The 6,791-nt window shown below is 61.2% G+C and carries 7 protein-coding genes; all 7 read right to left on the bottom strand.

What is annotated here, in order from left to right; all coding sequences use genetic code 11:
* Positions 1–135: 135 nt before the first annotated feature.
* Positions 136–1,512, bottom strand: a complete 1,377-nt coding sequence (locus tag LEPTO7104_RS32845; RefSeq protein WP_017297496.1) for an efflux RND transporter periplasmic adaptor subunit — start codon at positions 1,510–1,512, stop codon at positions 136–138.
* 92 nt (positions 1,513–1,604) lie between these two features.
* A complete protein-coding gene (locus tag LEPTO7104_RS0105210; RefSeq protein ID WP_051158565.1) occupies positions 1,605–2,351 on the bottom strand; it encodes an ABC transporter ATP-binding protein in 747 nt (248 codons plus the stop codon).
* A 17-nt stretch (positions 2,352–2,368) separates the two neighbouring features.
* Positions 2,369–3,382, bottom strand: coding sequence for a glycosyltransferase family 2 protein (locus LEPTO7104_RS0105205; protein ID WP_017297494.1), 1,014 nt, complete (start codon positions 3,380–3,382; stop codon positions 2,369–2,371).
* Between the two features lie 58 nt (positions 3,383–3,440).
* Entirely contained in the window at positions 3,441–3,566 is a 126-nt protein-coding gene (locus LEPTO7104_RS42225; protein WP_264307764.1) for a hypothetical protein, read from the bottom strand.
* Positions 3,567–3,658: 92 nt separating this feature from the next.
* Positions 3,659–4,363, bottom strand: a complete 705-nt coding sequence (locus LEPTO7104_RS0105200) for a C40 family peptidase (RefSeq protein ID WP_017297493.1) — start codon at positions 4,361–4,363, stop codon at positions 3,659–3,661.
* A 22-nt stretch (positions 4,364–4,385) separates the two neighbouring features.
* Positions 4,386–5,855, bottom strand: a complete 1,470-nt coding sequence (locus LEPTO7104_RS0105195; RefSeq protein ID WP_017297492.1) for a hypothetical protein — start codon at positions 5,853–5,855, stop codon at positions 4,386–4,388.
* A gap of 273 nt (positions 5,856–6,128) precedes the next feature.
* On the bottom strand, positions 6,129–6,533 hold the full coding sequence (locus tag LEPTO7104_RS0105190; RefSeq protein ID WP_017297491.1) for an AbrB family transcriptional regulator: 405 nt from the start codon (positions 6,531–6,533) through the stop codon (positions 6,129–6,131).
* Between the last annotated feature and the right edge of the window lie 258 nt (positions 6,534–6,791).

Here is a 6,791-nt window from a genome sequence, read left to right as displayed (position 1 = left end):
GGGCAGGGGGGCAGGGGGGCTGGGGGGCAAGATGTGTAGTCATGATTTAGAGAAATAGGCCTCCCACCCTTAATCCTCTCCCACGCCCCCCTGCCCCCTTGCTCTAACAATCAGCTCTACCCAGGAGAACCAACACTATGGAGCTTGACGGCGGCGGGCACCGGGAGGGCCAGCGGGAGTCGTTTCCACGGCTATGCCTTCTTTTAGGGGCTGGTCAGGGGGCGCATTGAGAATGACGGTGTCGGTTTCTTCCAGGCCGGAGCGAATTTCGACGGCGTCCAGGGTTTCGAGGCCGGTGGTGACGGGGCGCTTTTGGGCTTTGCCGTTGCTGTCGACGACCCAGACGTAGGTGTCGCCGCCGTCTTTTTGAATGGCGTTGAGGGGGAGGGCGAGGGCGTTTTCCTGCTGCACCAGAATGACTTCGACGCTGACGGCGCTGCCCGGTATGAGCGTGCCGCTGGGGCGATCGAGCCGGGCTACGGCCTTGACCGTGGCCTGGGAGCCGCGATCGCTCTCGCTGTCGCCAATCGCCTGAGGGGCAATGCTGATCACTCGCCCGGTGTAGCGTTCGGGGCTGGGGCCAATGATGCTGACCCGCACGGGCATATTCACCGACACCTTGTTGGCATCGAGGGTCATGAGGTCGAACAGCACCACCTCCTGGGTGGGGTCGCCGATGGTGAGCAGGGTGCCCTCGCTCTGGACGCCATCCCCTGGCTGCACGTCGATGTTGAGCACCACGGCGTCGAAGGGGGCGACGATGGCGTTGTCGGCCAGGCGGGCGCGCAGGTTGGTCAGGGTGGCCTGGTTCTGGCGAATTTCTAGCTCGGAGCGCTGGAGGTCAACTTCGGCTCCGCGCAGGTCTGACTGGGCGGTTTCCAGGGCGTCGCGATCGCGATTGTACTCGTCCTCAGAAATGTACCCCTGATCGACCAGGCTCTGGGATTCACTGAGGCGCTCCTCGGCCCGCTGCACCGTGCGCTGGCGGTCCTGGCGCAGCTCGGCCTGGCGCTGGCGTTCCAGCCGCAAAATTTCGGTCTGAATCTGGGCCTCGTCGAGATCTTGCTCCAGGGCGCGATCGCGCAGGCGCAGCAGCACCGTGCCCTTGGCTACCCGCTGGCGCTCCTGCACCAGCACCGACTCCACAGTGACATCCGCCGGGGCCTTGAGGGTTTGCTGGTTGCCCAGGCTCACCACCCCGGAGGCATCGACGCGGTTTTCGAGGGTGTCGCGGCTGGGGCTGCCGGTGGTGACCACCACCGGGTCTACGCTGCGGCGCTGCCAGGTGCGGTAGCCCAGCCAGCCGCCCAATCCCAGCACCAGCACCAGCCCCGAAGCCACAATCCATTTCAGCCCGGTGCGCTGTTTGGCCGCCGGGCCGTCGTCGTAGAGGTCGTCGTCAAACAGGCCAGGGCTGAGCGGTTTACTGTCCAAGGTTGTTTCCCCCTGGGCGAGCTTGGCGCGGGTTTGGTCAGTCTCAGTAGAGGCGTCGGGGTGAGATTCGGGCGGCACAAAACATCATCCAAACGAACAGGTCGTCCAAGCCATCAGCAGTTTAGCTAATTTATCAGGAATATCTGGGTATCAGGACTGTCTTGGCCAGCCTACAGGGGAGTCAGCTGCCCCAGGTCGGCGGGGCTGAGGTGGGCGTGGGTGACCTGGCCGTCGCTCATCATAATGATGCGCTGGCTGTGGCTGGCCACTTCGTGGGAGTGGGTCACCATGACGATGGTAATGCCCCGCTGGTGCAGCGCCTCAAAAATGCCCAGCACCTCCGCTGCCGACTGGGAGTCGAGCGCTCCGGTGGGCTCATCGGCCAGCAGCAATACCGGCTGATTGACGATGGCGCGGGCGATGGCGACCCGCTGCTGCTGCCCACCGGAAAGCTGGGGCGGGCGCTTGTCCATGCGGTTGGCCAGGCCCATGTGGGTGAGGGCGGCCTCGGCCCGCCGCCGCCGCGCCGATCGCCCCACCCCGGCGTACATCATCGGCAGAATCACGTTTTCGAGCGCGGTTAAATTGGGCAGCAGCTCGTAGCGCTGAAACACAAAGCCAAGTTTGCGGTTGCGCAGGCGGGTCAGCCGGGTTTTGCCGACGCTGGAGACATCCATGCCGTCTAGCAAATACCTCCCGCTGGTGGGGCGATCGAGGCAGCCGATGATGTTCATCAGCGTCGATTTGCCCGAGCCCGACTGGCCCATAATGGCGCAGTACTCGCCGGGGTGAATGGTGAGGTTGATGCGATCGCAGGCCCGCACCGCCGCCTCGCCGCTGCCAAACACCCGCGACACATTCTCCATGGCGATCGCCGCCGGGCCGGGGGTAAACCCGTTGTTTGAGGGTTCAGTCATGACCAGCACTACCCTTTCTACTCTTCCGGCGCGGCGTGGCCCACCAGCTCGCGGACGCGGTAGATGGGGCGCTGCTGCGACTCGTGGTAGGTGCGCATCATCAGCTCGGCCAGCAGGCCAAAGCTAAACAGCTGAATGCCCGCCAGCAGCAGCACCACCGCCAGCACCAGCAGGGGGCGATCGCCAATATCCTGGTCGGCCAAAAACTTGACCAGGGTGAGGTAAAAGCCCAGGGCCAGCCCCCCAGCCATCGAGGCCAGCCCCAGGCTGCCAAAGATGTGCATGGGCCGGGTGAGAAATTTTTTCATGAAGTAGACCGTGAGCATGTCCATCACCACGCGCAGGGTGCGGCCCAGGCCGTACTTGCTAGTGCCAAAGCGGCGGGCGTGGTGGGTAACCGGCATTTCGGTAATTCGCGCCCCTTCGATAAAGGCCAGGGCGGGCAAAAAGCGGTGCAGCTCGCCGTAGAGGTTGAGGTCGTGGATCACCTCGGCCCGGTAGGCCTTCAGCGAGCAGCCGTAATCGTGCAGCTCCACGCCCGTAACCGCAGCGATCAGCCAGTTGGCAATTTTCGACGGAATCAGCCGGGTGAGGGTGTTGTCCTGGCGGTCTTTGCGCCAGCCGCTGACCAGGTCGTAGCCCTCGTTGAGGCGATCGATCAGCCGGGGAATGTCGGCGGGGTCGTTTTGCAGATCCCCATCCAGAGTCACCACAATGCCGCCGCGAGCGTAGTCGAATCCGGCGGCCATGGCGGCAGTTTGGCCGTAGTTGCGGCGCAAAATCACCGCCCGCAGATGGGGATAGCGCTGGGCCAGCTCCCGCAGGCGATCGCTCGACCCGTCCGTAGAACCGTCGTCAACGCCGATGATTTCGTAGGGGCGGCCCATGCCGTCGAGCACCTGGGCGATCGCCTCAACCAGCGCGGGCAGGCTCTCGTACTCGTTGTAGACCGGCACCACCACCGAGATCTCGACCGGGGCAACTTCCCCAGACACCGGAAAAGCAAGGCTAGAGCGAGTCGCAGAAGTCATAACAGCCGCAGATAAACGAGCCAGCCAGTCAAAAAGCGCAAATCCATGCCCCCTGAGTTTACCGGAAAGCCAGCGGCGACAGGGTATAGCAGGTTTTGATTTTAGATTGGCGAGTTTGGGTGAGCCAGGCAGCTTGCGGCCCCGTCAGGCGATCGCCGCCGCTGACCCTAGTAGACTGCGGCACAAATGTGGTGACTCTTGCTAATCGCGGGGGAGCGAGGGAGCAGGGGAGTAGGGGAGCTAGGGAGTTAAGCGAGCTGGAATAGTCGGCATATTTCAGCCTTCGAGTCCTAGCCGACTGGGGCAGTAGCTGTGCATGACCCGACCGGCCCGCCGCCGCTGACGGTGGTAGGCGGCGCTGACCGGGTGAGCCAGATTCTCCAGAGAGTCGATGCCGATGCCGTTGCGGCCCTGGTCTACCCCAGAGCTGTGGATGTAGTCACCCTGGCCCAGGTACAGCGCCACGTGCTTGGTGCGCTCCGGGGTGCCAAAAAAGATTAAATCGCCCGGCTCCAGCTCGTCCCAGCCAATCGGCTGAGTAAACGCCTCCTGCTGGTACGAGTCGCGGGGCAGGCGAATGCCCGCCGAGGCAAAGGCCGCCTGCATCAGCCCCGAGCAGTCATAGTTGGGGCCAACGGTGCCGCCCCACAGGTAGGTGTTGGGGGTAGCCATGGCCCGCCGGGTAAAGGCAATCACCTCCGGCAGCCGCGCCGCAATCGCCGCGCGATCGAGCTGTGCGGGCTGGTAGGGGCGATCGGCGGGCGTTAGTGTTTTGGCCTCAGTGATGCCGATCCAGCCAGGGTAGTCGTCTTCACAGAGCACCACCTGCCGGGCCGTTGCTGCCCCCGACGAATCTGCCAATCGCAGGTGCCGCCCCGCCGCCGCCTGGGTCACCAGCCCCTCTAGATCAGCCGTCTTATAGAGGTTCAGCGCCTCACCACAGACATATTCCCGAACAGGCAATATCTCTAGCTCCCCCATCACCCCATCACCCCAACTCCCTCTACTCCCCCTGATCCCCCGAATTCCTCACATTCACGATCTTCTTAAGTACGTTAAACCAGAACGTCGACCCCATAGAGATAGCAAAGCCGCTGATCAACCAGCCCAGCAGGCGGCGGGGCACAAAGGGAATCGGCCAGGATTTCTCTGCATCTAGCTGCTGCTGCACCACCACATCGTTGTAGCCCAGCGGAAACGGAATTTCATCGAGGGCCTGATTGACGGCCTCCTGCACCTGCCCAAGCTCCTGGTTGAAGTCGCCGGGCGAGTCGGCCACCAGCTGGTCGGCGGTTTGGGTGATGGAGTTGCGCAGAATGGGGTCTACCGCCAGGCGGGTGGCAATGTGAAAGGAGTCGGCGTTGATCGAGACGGCGGTGGCGATGCCAATCAGCAGGGCGACGGCCTTGGCGTTGCGTTTATAGACCCCGGTGGCCCGTTCCATGCCGCGATCGAACCATTTTTCTAGCTCTAGGCCAAACAGCTTCACGTCGTCGCGGGTGGCATCGGCCGTGACCTCTACCTTGCGGGCGATCGCGGCCAGACTGTTGCGCAGAGCTGGGGTAATCGGCGCCTTCGCCAGCCGATCGATCAGCGCCTGGGCCTCGGGGTTGCCCCTCTGGGCCAGGCGACTCAGCTCGCCGTAGGCAGGGCTGCCACTGTCAAAAATATCCAGCAGCTGGGCCACGCTGGGGCGCAGCTTGCTGAGCATGGCGGCTCTTTCGGTGGGGTTGCTGGCCAAACCGCGCTTGATGTAGGCCAGACGGCGCAAAAACGTCTCGGTAAGGGGGTGGTTGTCGGGCAGAATATCTTGGGCCATCAGGCCAAACTCGTCGAGCCGGTTGACCACGCGATCGAGGCTTTCGGGCAGCGTCACAATGCCCGCCTGAAAATCGTCGATGATCTGGTGGATGCCCTGCTCCAGCTGCTGTAGCTCGGCGTTGAGCAGAAACTCGTTGCCGGTGCTGGCCTTGAGGTCGCTGAGAATGTTGGAGACCGGGGTTAGCACGCGATCGCGGGCAAAGCCGTAGATGCGATCGTTGGCCAGCACCTGCCACAGGCTGCCCAGCTGCATACGCTCCAGCAGGCTGTTGGCAAAGGCCTCGGCGGGAATGTAGGAGGGGCCGCTGGTTTTGCCCGCGCCAAACACGTTGCGCTGCCCCGTAATGGCCCGATAAATGCGCCCCACCAGGTGGGAAATACGGCGAAACGAGTAGGCAATTGACCCCTTGGCCTCCTGGTTCAAGCCGCGAATCCAGGGGCTCTCGTAGAGGGCATCGGCCAGCTCCTGGGCCGCCGCTTCTTTGTCGCGATCGTTACCGGCCAGCAGCACCTCAATCGACTGCTTCAGGTGCTCGGCCCGCCACTGCAAAAGGGTGCCAATAATTTCCTGGGCCTCACTGGCCAGCAGGCTCAACACAAAAAAGATAAAGACCAGCCCCAGGGCAATGTCTAAAACTATAGGAAAGTTCATAGACTAACCGCACAATTCTGTACTTTCAAAACTTTGTCCGTCCAACCTCAGGCATTCGGCAAATGCCCCTCAACCCCAGCCCAAAAACCAGCCACTCTGGTCCTGCAAAAGTTTTAACAAAGCCACACAAAGCCCCCCGACCGACAGCCAGAGAGCACAAAAAATGGGCGAACCAACCTATCACAGACTTGGTTCGCCCATTGTACTCAAGCGGCCTAAAAACGGATCACCTGACCTGAAAACCCAAAATGGTTTGCTAGCCCGCAGACCGTTCTATTCGTCTTCATCTTCGAGCAGCGTGCCGTTGTCTCCCAGCTGCTTCAGCCGAATATGCTTGCGACCCAGGGTAATTTCGAACTCGTCGCCGGGCCGCAGCCCCATCTGCTTGGTGTAGGTCGAGCCAATCAGCAGGTTGCCGTTAGACTGCACGGTAATGCGAAAGCTGGCGCTGCGACCGCCGCGGCCACTGCCGTTTTGGCTGCTGTCGAGCTGTATTCCCTCGGCTTCAATCAGCGCGTTGAGGAATTTCATCATGTTGACCCGAGGGCTGCCTGACTTGGTCAGGGTGTAATACCCACAGGCTTTTGCTTTCTCTTCTTTGCTCAGATCGTCAAGATCTTTAACCTTTTGCACTAACTCTTTGCCGACCAGTGGTTCTACCTGAGTTGCGTTAGCCATTCACTCTATTCTCGTTCACAACGGTTTGCTCCAGACATGCTTGGGTAGAATCAGTAAACTGCTCTACCTGGCTCTGACTTTAATAACGACACGCAAAATGATACTACAGTGAAATAGTTTTTGCATTCTCTTTTTTTAACCTCTTAAGGTTTTTTCAACAGGGATGAAAAGAAGCCCCCTTTCGACTTAATTAAAACCTCAAAAACATTTAGATTGGCAAACTGATTTAGCCTCCTCTCGAATGGATTGGGCTGTCGG

It is taken from the genome of Nodosilinea nodulosa PCC 7104 (assembly GCF_000309385.1).
Taxonomy (GTDB): Bacteria; Cyanobacteriota; Cyanobacteriia; order Phormidesmidales; family Phormidesmidaceae; genus Nodosilinea; species Nodosilinea nodulosa.
Note: the sequence above shows the minus strand (reverse complement) of the source record. Positions and strands in the feature narration are given on the sequence as shown.